General features: G+C 71.9%; 18 protein-coding genes. 7 read left to right on the top strand and 11 right to left on the bottom strand.

Features of this window, described 5'->3' with window-relative positions; translation table 11 throughout:
* Positions 1-270 precede the first annotated feature (270 nt).
* Positions 271-1,419 carry a hypothetical protein gene (locus ACFY3L_RS28425; RefSeq protein ID WP_389330384.1) on the bottom strand — a complete coding sequence of 383 codons (1,149 nt, stop codon included), beginning with the start codon at positions 1,417-1,419 and terminating at the stop codon, positions 271-273.
* Between the two features lie 1,722 nt (positions 1,420-3,141).
* Positions 3,142-3,969, bottom strand: a complete 828-nt coding sequence (locus ACFY3L_RS28420) for a hypothetical protein (RefSeq protein WP_389330382.1) — start codon at positions 3,967-3,969, stop codon at positions 3,142-3,144.
* A gap of 490 nt (positions 3,970-4,459) precedes the next feature.
* Between ACFY3L_RS28420 and ACFY3L_RS28415 the strand changes: the two genes are divergently transcribed.
* The 3 genes from ACFY3L_RS28415 (at position 4,460) to ACFY3L_RS28405 (ending at position 6,777) form a co-directional block, all read left to right on the top strand.
* Complete coding sequence (locus tag ACFY3L_RS28415; protein ID WP_389330379.1) at positions 4,460-4,708, top strand: hypothetical protein; 249 nt, start codon at positions 4,460-4,462, stop codon at positions 4,706-4,708.
* 83 nt (positions 4,709-4,791) lie between these two features.
* On the top strand, positions 4,792-6,096 hold the full coding sequence (locus ACFY3L_RS28410) for a DEAD/DEAH box helicase (RefSeq protein ID WP_389331367.1): 1,305 nt from the start codon (positions 4,792-4,794) through the stop codon (positions 6,094-6,096).
* A 75-nt stretch (positions 6,097-6,171) separates the two neighbouring features.
* The gene (locus tag ACFY3L_RS28405) at positions 6,172-6,777 is read left to right on the top strand and encodes a putative glycolipid-binding domain-containing protein (RefSeq protein ID WP_389330376.1); all 606 of its coding nucleotides are present in this window, start codon (positions 6,172-6,174) and stop codon (positions 6,775-6,777) included.
* Here ACFY3L_RS28405 and ACFY3L_RS28400 read toward each other — a convergent pair.
* Positions 6,774-7,220: an Lrp/AsnC family transcriptional regulator gene (locus tag ACFY3L_RS28400; RefSeq protein WP_389330373.1), complete on the bottom strand. Its 447-nt coding sequence runs from the start codon at positions 7,218-7,220 to the stop codon at positions 6,774-6,776. The genes ACFY3L_RS28405 and ACFY3L_RS28400 overlap by 4 nt on opposite strands.
* 187 nt (positions 7,221-7,407) lie before the next feature.
* Here ACFY3L_RS28400 and ACFY3L_RS28395 point away from each other — a divergent pair, with 187 nt between their 5' ends.
* Positions 7,408-7,635, top strand: a complete 228-nt coding sequence (locus ACFY3L_RS28395; protein WP_363393668.1) for a BldC family transcriptional regulator — start codon at positions 7,408-7,410, stop codon at positions 7,633-7,635.
* Here ACFY3L_RS28395 and ACFY3L_RS28390 read toward each other — a convergent pair.
* Positions 7,598-8,230: a UbiX family flavin prenyltransferase gene (locus ACFY3L_RS28390; protein WP_389331364.1), complete on the bottom strand. Its 633-nt coding sequence runs from the start codon at positions 8,228-8,230 to the stop codon at positions 7,598-7,600. The two genes, ACFY3L_RS28395 and ACFY3L_RS28390, sit on opposite strands and share 38 nt — an antisense overlap.
* A 71-nt stretch (positions 8,231-8,301) precedes the next feature.
* Between ACFY3L_RS28390 and ACFY3L_RS28385 the strand changes: the two genes are divergently transcribed.
* Both ACFY3L_RS28385 and mqnP read left to right on the top strand, forming a co-directional pair.
* Entirely contained in the window at positions 8,302-9,762 is a 1,461-nt protein-coding gene (locus ACFY3L_RS28385) for a menaquinone biosynthesis decarboxylase (RefSeq protein ID WP_389330370.1), read from the top strand.
* On the top strand, positions 9,759-10,661 hold the full coding sequence (mqnP, locus tag ACFY3L_RS28380) for a menaquinone biosynthesis prenyltransferase MqnP (protein ID WP_389330367.1): 903 nt from the start codon (positions 9,759-9,761) through the stop codon (positions 10,659-10,661). The genes ACFY3L_RS28385 and mqnP overlap by 4 nt, the downstream gene beginning before the upstream one ends.
* A gap of 1,162 nt (positions 10,662-11,823) precedes the next feature.
* On the opposite strand, the gene ccsB is transcribed toward mqnP, so the two are convergent.
* The 6 genes from ccsB to hemL are packed head-to-tail and all read right to left on the bottom strand — an operon-like array spanning position 11,824 to position 17,868.
* Positions 11,824-12,984, bottom strand: a complete 1,161-nt coding sequence (gene ccsB / locus ACFY3L_RS28375; RefSeq protein WP_389330364.1) for a c-type cytochrome biogenesis protein CcsB — start codon at positions 12,982-12,984, stop codon at positions 11,824-11,826.
* Entirely contained in the window at positions 12,984-14,540 is a 1,557-nt protein-coding gene (locus tag ACFY3L_RS28370; RefSeq protein ID WP_389330362.1) for a cytochrome c biogenesis protein ResB, read from the bottom strand. Before ACFY3L_RS28370 ends, ccsB begins: the two co-directional genes overlap by 1 nt.
* On the bottom strand, positions 14,537-15,289 hold the full coding sequence (locus ACFY3L_RS28365; protein ID WP_389330360.1) for a cytochrome c biogenesis CcdA family protein: 753 nt from the start codon (positions 15,287-15,289) through the stop codon (positions 14,537-14,539). The genes ACFY3L_RS28370 and ACFY3L_RS28365 overlap by 4 nt, the downstream gene beginning before the upstream one ends.
* A complete protein-coding gene (locus ACFY3L_RS28360; protein WP_389330358.1) occupies positions 15,289-15,828 on the bottom strand; it encodes a TlpA family protein disulfide reductase in 540 nt (179 codons plus the stop codon). Before ACFY3L_RS28360 ends, ACFY3L_RS28365 begins: the two co-directional genes overlap by 1 nt.
* Positions 15,825-16,475, bottom strand: a complete 651-nt coding sequence (locus ACFY3L_RS28355; protein WP_389330355.1) for a histidine phosphatase family protein — start codon at positions 16,473-16,475, stop codon at positions 15,825-15,827. The genes ACFY3L_RS28360 and ACFY3L_RS28355 overlap by 4 nt, the downstream gene beginning before the upstream one ends.
* A 52-nt stretch (positions 16,476-16,527) precedes the next feature.
* Positions 16,528-17,868, bottom strand: a complete 1,341-nt coding sequence (gene hemL / locus ACFY3L_RS28350) for a glutamate-1-semialdehyde 2,1-aminomutase (protein ID WP_389330352.1) — start codon at positions 17,866-17,868, stop codon at positions 16,528-16,530.
* A gap of 101 nt (positions 17,869-17,969) precedes the next feature.
* Between hemL and ACFY3L_RS28345 the strand changes: the two genes are divergently transcribed.
* Complete coding sequence (locus ACFY3L_RS28345; protein WP_389330349.1) at positions 17,970-18,299, top strand: STAS domain-containing protein; 330 nt, start codon at positions 17,970-17,972, stop codon at positions 18,297-18,299.
* Here the strand turns inward: ACFY3L_RS28345 and ACFY3L_RS28340 are convergent.
* A complete protein-coding gene (locus ACFY3L_RS28340; protein ID WP_389330346.1) occupies positions 18,265-18,864 on the bottom strand; it encodes a two-component system response regulator in 600 nt (199 codons plus the stop codon). The genes ACFY3L_RS28345 and ACFY3L_RS28340 overlap by 35 nt on opposite strands.
* Between the last annotated feature and the right edge of the window lie 13 nt (positions 18,865-18,877).

Here is an 18,877-nt window from a genome sequence, read left to right as displayed (position 1 = left end):
GGGCACGCCGGGAGCGCGATGACGCCCGGGCAGGGCACGGTCATGGAGGGCAGCAATGGACGAGCGGGAGACACGGGACGGCGCACGCGACGAGGGGGTGCGGGCCGGCGCCCCGTTCGGCTTCTCGCCCGGCGCGCAGTCGCAGGCCACGAACCCGGCGGCCGGCACCGGCGCGGACGCACTCGACGACCTGCCGCCGCTGCCGCCGCCACCGCCGGTCGGCGCCGAGCTGCCGCCGGACATTCCGGCGGAAGTGGTCCCCGACGCGGCCTACGAGCTCCCGCCCACCCCCACCGACGGCGCCCTCTGGCCCGGCGGCGACCCGTTCGCGGACGCCGCCGACGACGACGAGGACGATCCGGAGGTCGCGGCGATGGTCGCGGCGTTCAACTCGACCGACACCGCCGTGCCCGGGTCCGGCGTGCTGTCCGAGGCGCCCGACACCCCCGAAGGCCTGGACGCCGGGGTGATCCCCGCCGGCACCGGGGTGGCTGCCGGGGTGAGTCCGGCGCCGAGCGGCTCGTTGAACGAGGCGCCCGACCGGCCGCCGGCCGGTCCTGACGCGCCGCGCCGCCGCGCCGAGCCCGAGGCTGACGTGATCGCCGCCGCGCTCTCCGCCGAACCGCCGGCGTTCCAGCTGCCGAGCTTCGACTCCGTCGCCGGGACGTACGGTCCCCCGCCGGGCGAGTCCACGCCGTACTCCGGAATGCACCCCGCGGAGCCGGCGTCCCCGGAGGTGGCGGCGCCACCGTTCGCGCCGATCCCGGTATCGGGTTTCGGGGCTCCCGCGGCGTCGGCGCCGGCGCCGGACCCGGTGGCGCCGGGTGATGCGCCGGGTGGTTCGCCGGGTGGTTCGCCTTCTGCTGGTTCATCGGTTGATGAGGGGCCGTTGCCGCCGCTGCCGAGCCGGACCCGGGCGCCGCGGCCGCTGCCGGAGTCGTCGTGGGACGCGTTCGCGCTGCCGTGGAGCGCACCTTCGTCCTCCGATTCCCCTGCCGGCGCTTCGTCCGCCGACGCGTCTCCCGCCGGCGCTTCGTCTGCTGACTCGGCGGCCGGCGCTCCTGCGGCGGAGCCGCAGGTGGTGCATCCGTTCGCGGTGCAGCGGCCGTCCCTGCCGTTCCCGCCTGCCGCCGATCCCGCTCCGGCCGCCGCGGCCCAGCCTGCCGCCGAGCCTGTGCTCGCGCCGATCGACCGGCCCGTCGTCGACGTGCCCGCCGAGCCGCTGATGGCGCCCGGCTCGTCCGCGCCGGTCTCCTCCGCGCCGGTGGTGCTGCCGGTCGCCGGGGCGTTCGCGGCCGCCGTGGTCGCCGCCCGGGCCAGCGCCTCCGTGCCGGGCGCCCGCTCGGTGACCGCCGAGGAGGCCGAGCAGGCCGCCCGCGCTACCGCCGCCGCCACCCCGACCGTGTACCGCACCTCCATGGCCCTCCCCGAGTCCATGGCCGCCCCCGGCACTGCCGGTCCCGGCACCTCTCCCTCCGGTGCCGTCGCCTCCTTCGCTCCGCGCGCCGAGGTTTCCGGCTCCGCCGCGTCGGACGCGGGCCTCTCCGGCTCGGACGTCGCCCTCTCGGGCTCGGGTGGTGCCGGGTCGGCCGCTTTGGGCGATGTCGAGCGGTCCCCCGCTGGGCCTGTCGATCCGCTGCCTTCGCCTTCGCCTTCGCCTTCGCCTTCGCCGCAGCCGGAACCTGAGCCGGAGCCTGAGCCGTCGCCGCAGCCGCAGCCGGAGCCGTCGCCGTTCCCGAGCCCGGAGCCGGTGCCCTCGCCGGAGCCGGCGCCGTTCCCGCCTGCGCCGGAGCCTGAGCCGATCCCGACGCCGTACCCGCCGGCTCCTCCGGTGCCCACGCCCTCTCCCCTGCCGCAGCCGGAGCCGATGCCGCGACCGTTCCCGGGTCCTGGACCCGAGCCGTCGCCGATCCCGGGTCCCGGACCCGAGCCGTCGCCGCCGTTCCCCGGCCCCGGGCCGCAGCCGCCGTCGCCGTTCCAGGCGCCCGCGCCGTACACGACGCCGTCCTCCCAGCACCCGTGGGGCACCTCCGACACCGGCCAGCCCGCCGCCGCTGCCTCCGGACAGGACGGGGCGCCTGCTTGGGCCCAGCCGGCTGCCGGCGTACCGCAGCCACCTGCCGCACCGCAGCAGCCCCCTGCCGCTCCGCAGCCGTGGCTGGCGGGCCAGCAGCCCGTGTCGACCCCGCCCGGCCCGAGCTGGGCCCAGCCCCCGGCGCCGCAGCCGTGGCAGGCTCCCCCGGCCCAACCAGCGCCCGGCGGCCACGGTGCCCCGGGCCAGCAGCCCCCGGCCTACCAGCCTCCGCCGCAGTACGGCACCCCTGGCCAATACGGCACTCCCGCCCAGTACGGCGCTCCGGGCCAGCAAGGCGCCCCGGGCCAGTACGGCGTTCCTGGCCAGCAGGGCGCTCCCGGTCAGCCGGGCCAGTACGGCGCCCCGGGCCAGCAGGGCGCCGCAGGCCAGCAGGGCGCCCCGGGCCAGTACGGCACTCCGGCCCAGCCGGGCCAGTACGGTGCCCCCGGCCAGCACGGCATGCCCGCCCAACCCGGGCAGTACGGCACCCCTGGCCAGTACGGCGCTCCGGGCCACCAGGGTGCTCCGGGCCAGTACGGCGCTCCAGGACAGCAGGGTGCTCCAGGCCAGCAGGGTGCCCCCGGGCAGCACGGCGCCCCGGGCCAGCCTGGTCAGTGGGGTGCTCCTCAGCCCGGCCAGCAGGGCTCCGCAGGCCAGTACGGCACGCCGCCTCAGCACGGTCAGCACGGCTCGGCGGGTCAATACGGCGCTCCTGGCCAGCCCGCCCAGTACGGCACGCCCGGCCAGCCCAACACCTACGGAAACCCGGGGCAGCCTTCGGCACCGGGCCAACCTTCGGCGCCGGGTCAGCAGGGATGGGCCACCCCGCCGGCGTCAACCCCGCCCGCGCAGGGCTGGGCCGCGCCTCCCGCACCCGCACAGCCCAGCTGGCAGCAGCCCCCGGGCCAGCAGCCTGCCGCCCCACAGGGCGAGCAGGGCTGGGCCGCCGCGCCAGGCCAGGGCTGGGCCCCGCCACCCCCGACGCCCCAGGGCTGGCAGCCTGGCCCCGGCCAAACGGGCGAACAGGTCTCAGCTCCCCCAGCACCCTCCTGGCAGCCGCCCCCGGCTCAACCGGCATCAGCCCCACCGGCGTTCGCCCCACCGACCTCGGGCGCACCGGCGTCCAGCTCCCCGCCGTTCGCTCCACCCTTCGGCGCACCCGCGTCGTCACCGCCGGCCTTCGCCCCGCCCGCGCCGGGTCCCTCTGACTCCGCCCCGCCAGCGTTCGCGCCGCCCACCTCTGGCGGACCAGCGTCCAGCACCCCACCGTTCGCCCCACCCGCGTTCGCGCCACCGTCGTCATCCGACTCAGCCCCGCCAGCGTTCGCGCCGCCCACCTCTGGCGGACCAGCGTCCAGCAACCCACCGTTCGCGCCGCCAGCGTTCGCGCCACCGTCGTCATCCGACTCAGCCCCGCCAGCGTTCGCGCCACCGACCTCGGGTGGACCGGCGTCCAGCACTCCGCCGTTCGCGCCGCCCGCATTCGGGGCCCCGGCGCCGAACTCGCCCGCTTCGGCGCCACCGAGCTCCGGGGCAGGGTCGTTCACCATGCCATCAGCGTCACCGTCGGACTCCATGCCGCCGGTGTCCTCGCCGGGCGCTGTGTCCGGATCGTTCACCATGCCATCAGCGACGCCGTCAGCGTCGACGCCGCCGGGTTCTGCGCCACCAAGTTCGGGGGCTGGGTCGTACACCATGCCATCAGCGTCACCGTCAGACTCCATGCCGCCGGTCTCCTCCCCGCCGGCCTTCTCGATCCCCTCGGCGAACCCGTCGGACTCGATGCCGCCGGTGTCGGCGCCGCCGAGCTGGGCTCCCGGTGGGCAGGCGTCAGGCTGGTCGCCGCCGCCGGTCGCTGACTCGGTGTCGGCGCCGTTCGCGCCGAGCTGGACCACGCCGGCCGCAGAGCCCTCCGCGCCGCCTGCGTCCTCCGCTCCCTCCTCACCTGCCGCTCCCGCGGCTTCTGCCTGGGCCCCGCCGCCGTCCTCGCCGGACAGCCGCCAGGGCTGGACGCCGCCGCCTTCCTCCGACGGGCCGCCGGCCTACTCGGTGCCGACCGCCCAGCCCGAGGTGCCCCCGCTGCAGCAGACAGGCTGGGGCGCTCCCTCCTGGGCCCCGTCCGAGCCGCCGTCGGCCGGCCCGGAGCGGGACGACCGGCCGTCCAACGACAGGACGCCCGGCGCCGTCTACCCGTCGAGTGGCGCACCCGCCAACCCGTCTCCTCCGCCGCACCAGCAGCCGCCCGCGATCCCCCCGCCTGAGGCCGACGAGACCCAGGTGGTGAGCGACGCGGGCCCTTCGCCCGCGGCGGAAAGCTACGGAAAGTGGGCTCGGAACCATCGCGGCTCTGCGGGCACAGTCTATGGCGGGCAAGGTGTCACCCCGGTGACAACAGCTCCGGCCGACGGCGGCAGCAGTCCTTTGGAGAACTCCGGCTCGCTGACCGGGCACATCTTGAGTCAGGGCACGCAGGAAGCGGACGAGGACGACGACGAGCCGGCCCGGTCCAGCAACCTGAAAGTCATGATCATCATCGCGGTCATCGTGGTGGTGCTCGTGGCGGGCGGTTACCTCGCGGTCACGTTCTCCAGGTCGTTCATGGAGGACATGTTCGGCGGCGTACCGCAGAAATAGTGAGGCACGACACCTCGACGCGGGGTCGGTGAGCGAGATCGGATAAGCTGAAGGGTCTCCAATCGGAAGGTCCCAGCTCCTTGCTGCTCGCTGACCCCAGTTCGTTCCCCTCCATCTTCGAATCCACCGATGAGCCGGGCTTCGCCGGCCTCGGTCTGCCCGCCAAGTTGGTGCGCGCGCTCGCCGACCAGGGCATCACCGATCCGTTCCCCATCCAGGCCGCGACGATCCCCGACGTCCTCGCGGGCCGCGACGTGCTGGGCCGGGGCCGCACCGGCTCGGGCAAGACGCTCGCGTTCGGCCTGCCGTTGCTGGCCCGGCTGGCGGCGAGCGGGCGGTCCCGCCCGCATGCGCCGAAGGCGTTGATCCTCGTGCCGACGCGCGAGCTCGCGATGCAGGTCAACGACGCGCTGACGCCGCTGGCGAAGACGCTCGGCCTGTTCTGCAAGACCGCCGTCGGCGGCGTGCCGTATGACCGGCAGATCTGGTCGCTCGAGCGGGGGGTCGACGTGCTCGTCGCGACGCCCGGCCGCCTCGGTGACCTGATCAAGCGCGGTGCCTGCCGGCTCGACGCGGTGGAGATCACCGTGCTCGACGAGGCCGACCAGATGGCCGACATGGGCTTCCTGCCGGAGGTCACGGAGATCCTCGGGCAGACGCCGGCCGGTGGCCAGCGCCTGCTGTTCTCCGCGACGCTCGACAAGGACGTCGACTCGCTGGTCAAGCGCTTCCTGGTCGACCCGGTCACGCACTCGATCGAGCCGCCGACCGCTTCGGTCGGCTCCATGGACCACCACGTGCTGCTGGTCCCGCCGAACGACAAGTTCGCCATCGCCGCGTCGATCGCCGCCCGCAAGGGCCGCACGATCCTCTTCGTGAAGACGCAGATGGCCGTCGACGAGCTGGTCGAGCAGTTCGCGGCCGTCGGCGTGCGGGCCGGTGCCCTGCACGGCGGCAAGACGCAGCGGGTGCGCACGCGCACGCTCGCCGAGTTCAAAGAGGGCGCGTGCAACGTGCTGGTGGCGACCGACGTCGCGGCGCGTGGCATCCACATCGATGACGTCTCGCTGGTCGTACACGTCGACCTCCCACGTGACCAGAAGGACTATCTGCACCGCGCCGGGCGGACCGCGCGGGCGGGTGCCACGGGGACGGTCGTGACGCTGGTGCTGCCGCGGCAGCGTCGGCGGGCGGCGGCGCTGCTCGCGAAGGCCGGGGTCACCCCGACCGAGCTGCGGGTGCGGGCCGGCGATCCGGCGTTGGCCGAGGTCACGGGCGCTCGGCAGCCGAGCGGCGTGCCGGTGCGCATCCAGCGCAGTGCCCCGTCGCACGGTGGTCGTCCGGCCCGGCGGCCGCAGCACGACCATGATCGTCGTCCACGGCGTTAGTCGATGACGACAAGGGCGGTCCGCGCATGGTGCGGACCGCCTTCTTTTGTCGTACCCATCGGATAGCGTCGACGCATGACGGTGCTACCTCGGGCGTTCGCGTGGCAACGGACCGACACGACAGGCGGCGAGTTCGTCACGCTCGACGACCGCCGCGGGCTCTATGCCAAGGGCACGGCGTTCGCCGCCGACAACGCGTTGTATTCATGCCGATATGACCTGCACACCGACGAGGGCTGGGCGAGCACACGGCTGGAGGTGACGGCCGAGGGTGCGGGCTGGCGCCGGACGCTGCGGATGGAGCGGGCCGCGGGCCGGTGGCGGGTCACCACGGGCGAGCAGGGCGATCTGGAGCGGGCGCTGCCGACGGCGCCGTTCGCGGGCATCGAGGAGCCCGAGCGGCTGCATCAGGTGCTCGACATCGATCTGTATAACTCCCCGCTGACCAACACGTTACCTGTGCGGCGGCTGGGCCTGCACCGCGCGGAGCCCGGCACGGTGTCGACGATCGAGGCGGCGTGGGTCCTGCTGCCCAGCCTGGCCGTGTTGCCGTTGCAGCAGGTGTACGAGGTGCTGCCCGGCCGACGGGTGCGCTATTCGTCGGAGAGCTTCACGGCCGAGCTGGAGCTGGACGCGGAGGGTTACGTGGTGGACTATCCCGGGCTTGCGACGATGGCCTAAGCCGGCGGCTGGGTGCGGCCTTCCCACTTCGTGGAGAGGGCGATCGCCGTGCGCGTGCGGGCGACGCCCTTGACGCGGTTGAGTTCGATGATGAGCCGCTCCAGGTCGCCGATCGTCTTCACGCGCGCCTTGCACAGAAACGATTCCTCGCCCGCCATGAAGTAGCAGGATTCGATCTCCGGATGCTCGCGGAGTGCCGCGAGGATGTCGTCGGTGTCGCCGCTGCTGTCGTGCACGATGCCGATGACGGCGGTCAGCGGCAGCCCCATGGCCTCCGGGTGGATCTCGGCGCGGTAGCCCTGGATGACCCCCGACGACTCGAGCTTGCCGACGCGCTCGTGCACGGCCGGCGCGGACAGGCCCACCTTCCGGGCCAGCTCCGCATATGGAAGACGGGCGTTGTCTCGAAGCAGGTCGATAAGTTGTCGATCGATCGCGTCCATCGCGTCCAGCCTAATGGTCGGGGTTTTAGCACAGCTAATTACCCAACACGTGCGATTTCCTCGTTTCCCGGACACGGCACGCTAGCGGTGCTGTAATGGGCGTACATCCCAGGATGACTCGTGCTTTCAGCTTGCCGCATGGGGGTGCGCGGGCCCGATCGAGCCACCCATGGGTTAAGGAGGGGCCGTGGAGACGGGAGATCGTCTGCTGACGCCCGGCGAAGTCGCCGCCTTGTTTCGTGTCGACCCCAAAACGGTGACACGTTGGGCGGCGGCCGGCCGGATCAGCAGCATCCGAACCCCGGGGGGACACCGGCGGTTCCGGGAATCCGAGGTGCGGGCACTGCTCGAAGGAGACGAGTCGCTCGACGACACCTCTAACGGGAATGGCCGAGTTCACCCGACCAACGAGTGAACAAGGTATGAGTGACGCCGGCAGCGTCGAGGACCTTGCCGGCGATGAAGTCAACGAGTTGGGCGGCCGTGGCCGCCGCTCCGGCCGAGTAGAAGCCGGGGCTGGCGGGGAGGACCACGGCGCCGGCGTCATGCAGGGCGATGAGGTGCTCCAGGTGACTACGGGTCACCGGGGTCTCCCTCGGGACGACGACCACCGGCCGGCGCTCCTTGAGGTTGACCTCGGCAGCCCGTTGCAACAGGTCCTTGGAGAGGCCGATCGCGATGCCCGCGCATGCCGCGGTGCTCGCCGGGACGACGAGCATGCCCTTGACCTGGTACGACCCGCTGCTGGGACCGGCAGCGAGGTCACCGGCGGGCCAGTAGGCGACGTCTGCTTCTGTCGCTTCTTGCCCCACCCAGGTGGCCAGGTCGTCCTTCCAGTGCGCGTCACGGAAGGGCGCACCGGTCTCGTCGAGGATCGTGAGCCGGGCGGCGCGTGACACGACGAGGTCGACGGCCTCGCCCGCGTCGAACAGCGCCCGGATCACCGCGGCCGCGTATGGCGTGCCGGATGCCCCGGACACGCCGACGACCCACGGCCTGCGCTGATCCACCACGCGGTCAACTCTGCCACAACTGACCGGGCCGCTCGGAAAGTGTCGTACCGGGTTGGCAGGATGGTGGCATGGCACGCGGCTTCCCATATGCGGATCTCAACGACTTCCTCGCCGCCCTCCAGCGGGCGGGTGAGCTGCATCGTGTTTCCGCGCCGGTCGATCCGCACCTGGAGATCAGCGAGATCGTCACGCGGACCGTGCGGGCTGGCGGCCCAGCGCTCGTGTTCGACCGGCCGACGCGTGGCGACATGCCGGTCGCGATCAACCTGTTCGGCACCGAGCGGCGGATGGCGATGGCGCTCGGCGTCTCCCATCTCGACGAGGTCGGCGAGCGCATCGGCTCGCTGGTCAAGCCGGAGCTGCCGGTCGGCTGGGCGGGCATCCGCGACGGCATCGGCAAGCTGCTGCAGCTCAAGGCGGTGCCGCCGAAGCACGTGAAGACCGCGCCGTGTCAGGAGGTCGTCTACAAGGGCGACCAGGTGGACCTCAACCGGCTCCCCGGCCTGCAGATCTGGCCCGACGACGGCGGGATCTACCACAACTTCGGCCTGACCCACACGAAGCACCCCGAGACCGGCAAGCGCAATCTCGGGCTCTATCGGCTGCAGCAGCACTCGCACAACACGCTCGGCATGCACTGGCAGATCCACAAGGACTCGACCGCCCACCACGCGGTGGCCGAGCGGCTCGGGCAGCGGCTGCCGGTCGCGATCGCCATCGGCGCCGACCCTGTCGTCTCCTATTCGGCGAGCGCCCCACTGCCGTCCGACATCGACGAATACCTGTTCGCCGGGTTCCTGCGCGGCGAGCGGGTCGAGATGGTCGACTGCCTGACCGTGCCGCTGCAGGTGCCGGCCAATGCCCAGATCGTGCTCGAGGGCTATCTGGAGCCCGGCGAGCGCCTGCCTGAGGGGCCGTTCGGCGACCACACCGGGTTCTACACGCCCGTCGAGGACTTCCCGGTGCTGCACGTCGAGTGCATGACGACCCGCAAGCAGCCGATCTACCACTCGATCATCACCTCCAAGCCGCCCCAGGAGGACCTGGGCCTCGGCAAGGCGACCGAGCGGATCTTCCTGCCGCTGCTGAAGATCATGATCCCCGACATCGTCGACTACGACCTGCCCGCGGCCGGCGTCTTCCACAACTGCGTGATCGTGTCGATCCGCAAGCGCTATCCGAAGCACGCGCAGAAGGTGATGAGCGCCATCTGGGGCGCGCACCTGCTGTCGCTGTCGAAGCTGATCGTGGTCGTCGACGAGGACTGCGACGTGCACGACTACGCCGAGGTCGCCTTCCGCGCCTTCGGCAACGTCGACTACAAGCACGACCTGCTGATCACCGAGGGGCCGGTCGACCACCTCGACCACTCGTCCTATCAGCAGTTCTGGGGTGGCAAGGCCGGCCTCGACGCGACCCGCAAGGGCCCGTCGGAGGGCTACCATCGCGGCTGGCCGGAAGAGATGATCATGTCTCCCGAGGTTGTGGCGCGGGTCGACAAGCGCTGGAGAGAGTATGGGTTCAAGTGACGCTCACTGAGGCACCCCCGAGCCGGGTCAAGGCTTTCCTGCGGCTCGTCGCGATCGAGCACTCGGTGTTCGCGCTGCCGTTCGCCTATCTGTCGGCGCTGACCGCGATGACCGTGCACGGCGGCCACGTCAACTGGGCCGATCTGCTCCTGGTGACGATCGCGATGGTCGGCGCCCGCACGTTCGCCATGGCCGCCAACCGGATCATCGACCGCCACATCGACGCCCGTAACCCGCGCACCGCCCAGCGTGAGCTCGTCACCGGCGCCGTCAGCGTCCGCACCGCGTGGACCGGCGCCGCCGTCGCCCTCGTCGTGTTCCTCGGCGCCGCCGCCCTGCTCAACTGGCTGTGCCTGGTCCTCGCCCCGCTGGCCGTGGTGCCGCTGGTCCTCTACCCGTACGGCAAGCGCTTCACCAACTGGCCGCACGCGCTGCTCGGCCTGGCGCAGATGGTCGGCCCGGTCGGCGCCTGGCTCGCCGTCACGGGCGACCTGCGCGGTTCGGGCCCCGCCTGGGTGCTCGGCGCCGCGGTCGGCCTCTGGATCGGCGGCTTCGACCTCATCTACGCCTGCCAGGACGCCACCGTCGACCGCGAGATCGGCGTCCACTCCGTCCCTTCCCGCTACGGCGTCCCCTTCGCCCTGCACCTGTCCAGCGCCGCCCACGTGGTGACGTTCGGCCTGTTCGTGTGGTTCGGCCAGCTCGTCGACCTCGGCTGGCTGTGGTGGATCGGCCTGGCCGCCACGGCCGTCGCCTTCATCTACGAGCACGCCATCGTCCGCCCCGACGACCTGTCCCGCGTCAACCGTGCCTTCTTCACAGCCAACGGCTTCGTGGGGATCGCGCTCTTCGTGTTCGCCCTCCTCGACCTGACCGCCTTAGGCGGCCTCCGCCCCTGACCTCCCCTCACACCAACCCCCGCGTCCAGTTGACGTGTGACATTCGCGCTGACCTGGGGGTTCGCATACACATCGCGCGCGGGCGTGGACCTTCGCGTCAACATTCGCGCGGCCGCTGAGCACGGCCGCTCACGCGGGCATTGGGCGTTCACGCGTCGCACATGCCCGTCGAGCGCGAGCGTCCGGCACCCACGATGATGATCACCTCAGCGCTGACATTCCCGCGGGCGTCGACCACAGGCGTCGGCGTTCACACGTTGCGTGTGTCAGTCGGGTGCAAGCGTTCGGCATCTACGATGATCACCTCAGCGCTGGCGTTCCCGCAGGCGTTGAGCACAGGCGTCGGCATTCACGCATCGTGTGTCAGTCGGGTGCGAGCGTCCGGCACCCACGCCAGGCCAGCAGCCCACACCCAGTCGACAGGGCCTGCCGCGGTCGGCTGCGTCGCCGAGTGAAGCATGATTGGACGCCCCTTGTTCGGCTCAGGCAGCCGGGCAGCGGCACACCACAGGTCGGCAGGCCGCACCGGCTCCGGGATGTCGATCGATCCGGCGGACGCTCGTGAACAACCGCGCCAGCACCGGTGTGGTAGCCAAGCCCCGGCCGCGATCGGCAGGACGACGCCGCTGGTGGTGCTGGTCATCGTCGCGCCGGCGGTGATCCAAGGACAGGCATGGTCGCCTGGGCGACCAGGATTGTCCTTGGATCATGGCCGTGACCGACGTCACCGTGGGGATGGCTGCCGCGTCGCGCTGCTCGGGTCTGGGCGGGTGACGCGAAGTGGCGTTGGCGGGTGGGTTGTCGGCGCTGAGTCCGCTGCCAGGGGCGTTGCGCGACCGGTGGTGCTGGTCATCGTCGCGCCGGTGGTGATCCAAGGACGGGCATGGTCGCCTGGGCGACCAGGATTGTCCTTAGATCATGGCGGTGACCGACGTCACCGTGGGGATGGCTGCCGCGTCGCGCTGCTCGGATCGGGCGGTGACCCGACGTGGCGTTGGCGGGTGGGTCGTCGGCGCTGAGCTCGCTGCCCAGGGCTGTTGCCCGACCGGTGTGCTGGTTGTCGCCGTGTCGGCGGTGATCCAAGGAGCGCCCTGGTCGTTTGGGCGACCAGGGCGGTCCTTCGATCAAGCTGGTGGTGGGTGGTTCAGCGTTGCGAGACGGGTCAGACGCCGGCGTAGGAGTGGAGGCCGCTGGCGACGAGGTTGACGCCGAAGAGGTTGACGAGCATGGTCAGCCAGCCGACGACGGCGATCCAGGAGGTGATGCGGCGGCTGACGCTCGGGGTGGAGCGGGCGTGGAGGTAGCAGGCGTAGACGACCCAGGCGATGAAGGACCAGACCTCCTTGGGGTCCCAGTTCCAGTATCGGCCCCAGGCTGCCTCGGCCCAGATAGCGCCGGCGATGACGCCGAAGGTCCAGACGGGGAAGGCGAAGGCGTGGACGCGGAAGGTGACCCGCTCCAGGACGTCGGCCTGCGGGATGCGCTCGCCGAGGCTGTACGGGAAGTTGCGCTTGCCCTGGTCGTAGCCCATGCGGATCAGGTGCATGGCGGCGGCGACGAAGCCGACGAGGAAGATGCCCGAGGCGATCGAGGCGGCGCCGACGTGGATGACGAGCCAGTAGGACTGCAGCGCGGGGACCAGGGGGCCGACCTGGACGTACAGCGTCATGCCGGCGATCGCGAGCAGGAGGGACGCGACCAGGGTGACGAAGAGGCCCAGGTGGCGGAGGTTGCGCCACTTGAACAGGACGACCAGCCAGGCGGAGACGCCGACGAGGGTGGCGGTCATGACGAACTCGTACATGTTGCCCCAGGGGGCGCGGTCGGCGGCGATGCCGCGGGTGACCAGTGCGCCGACGTGGGCCAGGTAGCCGAGGACGGTGAGACCGACGGCCACGATGCCCGCCCACCGGAGACCCGAAGCACCCGAATCAGACTTATCCGAAAAATCGGAAATGTTCGCTGAAGAGGGAGGAGGCGCGGAGGAAGAGGAGGAGCGCGCGGAGGAAGAGGAGGAGCGCGCGGAGGAGGAGGAGGAGGAGGAGGAGAGCGCGGAGGAGGAGAGCGCCGAGGAAGAGGACGCGGAAGCAGAAAGCGCCGAAGAAGACGCGGAAGCAGAAAGCGCGGAAGAGGTGGACGCCGCAGCGGCGACCGGGACGGCCTCGACCGGGACGGCCTCGACCGGCGGGGCGTCGGCAAGCGCCAGAACGCGCTGGCCGACGAGGCTGCGGGCGCCGAACGCGTACTCGACGGCGTACGCGAGCATGGCCAGGACGTAGCTGAAGATCGTGACGACCAGCAGCTGATTGGACAACTCACCCATCAAACGACCTCCTTGACGTCAGCGTCAGTCTGCGCCACCTGGTCCGGCACGGCGGCGGCAGGGGTCACCGCGGCCACGATCGACGCGAACTCTTCCGCGAAGCCCGGGTAATCGCCGCGCGGCAGGCCGCCCGCCGACATGCCGGTCGGGGTGATCCGGAAGAACACCCGGCGGCGCTTGCCGGTGAGGGAGCCCAGCAGGCCGAGCAGCAGGGCGGCCGCGCCACCCAGGACGATCGGCTGGCCGGGGTCGTGGCGGATCGACATGCTGATCCACTGCTCGGTGCCGAGGAACTCGACCGTCGTGCCGTCCGGGAGGGTGCCCTTGTCGCCGGGCTTCAGCATGATCGGTGCGCCGAACGGGCTGAGGCGCTTCGCGTCGATCTGGCGCTGGTCCAGCGTGTACACGGACAGGGGGGCGCCGGCGTCGAAGCCGAGGACGCCGCGGTACGCCTGCAGCATGAGGCGCGGGTCCTTCTCGGCGGGGAAGGCCGACGACGCGACCGAGGGGTCGGACGGCAGGGTGGGCAGGTAGACGCCGGAGAAGCCGATCTGGGCCTTCTCGTCCCGGGTGCCGGTCGACGGGTTCAGGTTGACGTCCGGGAAGGTGGCGACGCCGTCGCTGGTGAGCATCCCGTCCTTGGGCAGGAAGGCAGCGACCTGCTCGTGCGACTTGCCGTACTTGTCCGTGTAGCGCAGGCGGGGGGCGTACCCGTGGCCGAGCAGCGACACGTTGGCGCCCGAGAGCCGCAAGGGGTCGTTGACCTGCAGCACGTGCTTGGAGGAGCGGCCCCGCTCGGTGACGGTCACGTCGGCCTTGTAGGTGACGGGCTGGCCGTTGTCGAGGTACGTGGCGGCGAACTTGTCCATCCGCACGCAGAAGCGGGGCAGGTCGCCCTCGCCGACCTGGGCACCGAGGGCGTGCTCGTCGTAGTTGAGCAGGGTGTTGCAGAAGGCGAAGTCCTGTCCCTGGATGAGCAGCCGGTTGCCGTGCCAGCCGAACCAGGACCCGTACGCGACGCCGATCAGCAGCGACAGCAGCGCGAAGTGGAAGACCAGGTTGCCGGTCTCCTTGAGGTACCCCTTCTCCGCGCTGATCTCGGTGACGTCGCCGGAGACCCGCACGGCGGTCCGGAAGCGCCGGCGCCGCAAGACGCCCAAGACCGAAGAAGCAGATGCGGCGGGCAGATCGACGGCGGAGGCGGGCAGCCGGGAGAAGCGCGCGGGAGCGGGCGGAGGCTTGCGCAGCATCGCGGCGAGGTGGGACCGGAAGCGGGGCACCAGGCAGCCGACGAGCGACGTGAAGAGCAGCAGGTAGATCGCCGAGAACCACGGCGAGGCGTACACGTCGAAGAAGAAGAACCGGTCCAGCGTCGGGCCCCAGTCGGGGTTGTCCCGCAGATACTGCCGGACCTGCTCGGGCGACACGTTGCGCTGCGGCAGGACCGAGCCGGGGATGGCGGCGACGGCGAGCAGGAACAGCAGCACCAGCGCGGTGCGCATCGAGGTCAGCTGGCGCCAGGCGCGCCGGCACACGGAGACGAGCCAGCGTGTCACAGCGGCACCAATCCGGGCCCGAAGTTGGCCGTGAGAGCGATCATGAGCGAGTGCCAGACGCCGGTGATGAGCGCGACGCCGACGAGGACCAGCAGCGCGCCGCCGATGCGGGTCACCCACCGGCTGTTGCGGCGGATGAAGCGGATGACGCCGATGAGCCGCTGGAAGCCCAGCCCGACCGCGATGAACGGCAGGCCGATGCCGAGGCTGTACGCGATGGCGAGGGTCACCGCCCGCGCCTGGGAGCCGCTGGTGGAGCCGAGGGCGATCATCGCGGCGAGCGTGGGGCCGGTGCACGGCGCCCAGGACAGGGCGAAGACGACGCCGAAGACGGGAGCGCCGACGAGCCCGGCGGCCGGGAGCCGCTGGATCCTCCACTGCCGCTCCAGCCCCGGCACGAGCCCGATGAAGGCCAGCCCGAGGACGATGACGATCACGCCCGCGACGATCTCGATCGTCCGGCGGTGGACCATGAGCTGCATGGCGGCGCTGGTGGCGAGGACGATGAGGGTCACGAAGACGGTCGTGAACCCGGCGATGAAGAGCGAGATGCCGGCGACGACCCGCCCCCGGCGCTGCCCGGAGTCGAGGTCGGCGCCGGCGAGGCCGGTGACGTAGGAGAGGTAGCCGGGCACGAGCGGCAGGATGCACGGCGACAGGAAGCTGGCCAGCCCGGCGAGGACGGCGACGGCGACCGCACCGACCAGCGGGCCGCTGGTGGTGAAGTCGAAGACGCCGGCGAGGAGCATCAGGCCTGCTCGGCGACCAGGTCGCGCACGATCGGCTCGAGCAGCTTCTGGTCGACCTGGGAGCGGATGACGGCGGCGACCCGGCCGCCGCGGTCGATGACCAGCGTGGCGGGGATCGTGTTGGGCGGCACGGCGAAGTTCAGCGGCAGCTCGCCCGGCGGGTCGAAGATGCTGCCGTACGACGGCTTCACGTCGGCCAGGAAGGACGCGGCCGGGTCGCGCTGGTCGCGGACATTGACGCCCACGAAGACGACGCCGTCGCCCTTCGTCGCGCTGTACACCTTCTCCAGCTCGGGCGCCTCGGTGCGGCACGGCGCGCAGTAGGACGCCCAGAAGTTGATCACGACGACCGAGCCCTTGTGCTGGGCGAGGTCGAACGAGCCGGCACGGTCCATGAAGTCGCCGCGCATCGCCGGCGCCGCGACCCGGTCGGCGGTGGCGATCTTGCGGCTGCCGAGTGCGTTCTGCGGGGTGGTGCTGTCACAGGCCGCCAGGAAGACGAAGGCGACCAGCACCACGGAGAGCCAGGAGCGCATCATGCGCCTTTCGCGTCGCGCGCGCCCGGCGACATGGCGACGAGGTGCGCGGCCGGCTCGCTGTACGCCACCCCGACGATCTTCGCGTCCTCGAAGTGGAAGCTGGTGTAGCTGGCGAGGTTGCACTCGCGCTTGCGGGGGTCGTGCCACAGCCGCCGGCGCTCGACGTGCCGGCGCAGCGTCCAGATCGGCAGCTGGTGCGACACGCACACGGCCTCGTGGCCCTCGGCGGCCTCCCTGGCGGCCATCAGCGCGGCGAACATGCGCGAGGCGATCGCCGTGTACGGCTCGCCCCACGACGGGGTCACCGGGTCGCGGAGCACCCACCAGTTGCGGGGGTCGCGGAGCGCGCCGTCGCCGGCGCCGACCCGCTTGCCCTCGAAGAAGTTGCCGCTCTCGATGAGCCGCTCGTCGACGGCGATCGGCAGCCCGAACTGGTCGGCGATCGGCGACGCGGTCTGCTGGGCGCGCTCCAGGGGGCTCGCCACCACGTAGGTGACGTCCTTCTCGGCGACGGCCTGGGCGGCGGCCTTGGCCATCTGCACGCCGAGCTCCGACAGCCGGTAGCCGGGAAGGCGGCCGTAGAGGATCTTCTCCGGGTTGTGCACCTCGCCGTGGCGCAGCACGTGCACGATCGTCTTGGTGGTCATGCCGCCACCTCCGCTACGCTCCGGCGCCCGTGGTGAGCCCGCTCCGGACCGCTCATGACAGGCCCGCCGAGGCGGCCGCGGCGGCGCGGGCGGCGTGCGGGAGGGCGGCCGCGATGACGTCCAGGGCCTCGGCGCCGATCGCGGTGGAGACGAACCACGACTCGAAGGCGCTGGGCGGCAGGTAGACGCCCCGGGACAGCATCGCGTGGAAGAACGCCTTGAACGCCGCCACGTCCTGCGTGCGCGCGTCGTCGTAGTTCCGCACCGGCTGCGCGGTGAAGAAGATCGAGAACATGCTCCCGGCGGTGGCGAGCGTGTGCGGTACACCCGCCGCGGCAAGAGCATCGGAGGACAGCTTGCCGATCGTGGCCGCGGTCGCGTCGAGCTGCGCATAGACCTCGGGGGTCGCCAGCCGCAGGGTCGCGAGGCCGGCCGCGCAGGCGAGCGGATTGCCCGACAGCGTGCCGGCCTGGTAGACCGGGCCGGCCGGGGCGAGGTGCGCCATGATCGAGGCGCGACCGCCGAACGCGGCGGCCGGCAGCCCACCGCCCATGACCTTGCCGAAGGTCCACAGGTCGGCGTCGACGGGCTCGAGGCCGGTCCAGCCGGCGCTGCTGACCCGGAAGCCGGTCATGACCTCGTCGAGGATGAGCAGCGCGCCGTGGCGGTGGGCGAGCTCGGCGAGCTTGCCGTTGAACCCGTCGTGGGGCGCGACGACACCCATGTTGCCGCAGGCCGCCTCGGTGATCACGGCCGCGATCCGGTCGCCCTCGGCGGCGAAGACCGCTTCGACGGCGGCGATGTCGTTGTACGGCAGGACGATGGTGTCCCCGGCCGCCGCGCCGGTGACGCCGGGCGAGTCGGGCAGCGCGAGGGTCGCGACCCCGGACCCGGCCGCGGCGAGCAGCGCGTCGACGTGGCCGTGGTAGCAGCCGGCGAACTTGACCACCTTGGGCCGGCCGGTGAAGCCTCGGGCGAGCCGGAGCGCGCTCATCGTGGCCTCGGTGCCGGAGTTGACCAGGCGGACCTGCTCGACGGGGGTGCGCGCGACGATCTCCTCGCCCAGCGCCACCTCGCCCGGTGTCGGGGTGCCGAAGCTGGTGCCGTGCGCGGCCGCGGCGGTGATCGCACCGATCACCTCGGGGTGCGCGTGGCCGAGGATCAGCGGCCCCCACGAGCAGACCAGGTCGACGTAGCGTCGCCCGTCGGCGTCGGTGAGCCAGCAGCCCTCGCCACCGACCATGAACCTGGGGGTGCCACCGACCGCGCGGAACGCCCGGACAGGTGAATTCACCCCACCCGGCACGATGGCCTGAGCGCGGTCGAACAGTGCCTGCGAAGCCGGAGCGTCACCCGCATAGGGGCCGAGGCCGGCGGAGTCAATAGCTGTCACAGCCTGCCCATTCTGACAGCCTGTCCGCGGCGACGCCGAGCGCCCCCGGGCGGCCTGTGCCCGACGCCACTGCGGGAGGTGAATCACGTTAGGCTGTGCTGGTGGATCGACCGGAGCTTTCCGTCACTGTGCGGCGCGCGCCGACCGAGACCGTGGTGGCGCTCGCGGGCGAGATCGACATGTCCACGGTCCAGCGGCTGGCGACCGCCGTCGATGAGATCCTCGGCGGCGACGCCCCGCAGCGGGTCGTCCTCGACATGGGGGGCGTGACGTTCTGCGACTCGCAGGGCCTCGGCACGCTCGTCGTGCTCAGTCGCAAGGCGACCATGGCACAGAGCTACCTGGTGCTGGTCAACGTGGGTGCGTTCCTGATCCGCGTCCTGGACATCACGGGCCTCAGGGGCGCGCTGATGATCCAGGAGCCTGCCTGAAGGCCCTGGTCAGCGTCTCCATCGCCTTCTCCACCTGCGAGCGGCCGACCTCCCCGCCGGCGGCCAGCCCGGCCTTCAGCAGCGCGGTGGCCTCGTCGACGGCGACCCCGGCGGCCCGCAGCTCGCCGTCCCTGGCCTTGACCAGCTCCGACAGCACCGCGAGCTGAGCGGTCTTCGTCCACAGCTCGACGAACACGGACACCTTCGCCCGGAGCACCCATGGGTCGAAGGGCTTCGTGAGGTAGTCGACGGCGCCGGCCGCATACCCGCGGAGCGCCAGGTGCGAGTCGCGGTCGGCCGCGGTGAGGAAGATGATCGGCACGTGCCGGGTCCGCTCACGGCGCTTGATGTGCCGGGCGGTCTCGAAGCCGTCCATCGTCGGCATCTGCGCGTCGAGCAGGATCAGCGCGAAGTCGTCCACCAGCAGGTGCTTGAGGGCCTCCTCGCCGCTCTCGGCGGCGACGGCCTGGACCGGCAACCCCTGCAGGATCGCCTCCAGGGCGAGGAGGTTGTCCCGCCGGTCGTCGACGAGCAGCACCTTCGCCGGCCGGTCCGGTCCAGTCAAGGGACGCGCCCCT

It is taken from the genome of Dactylosporangium sp. NPDC000521, from assembly GCF_042898305.1.
GTDB lineage: Bacteria > Actinomycetota > Actinomycetes > Mycobacteriales > Micromonosporaceae > Dactylosporangium.
The sequence above is the reverse complement of the archived record's forward strand: the minus strand, read 5'-3'. Positions and strand labels throughout refer to the sequence as shown.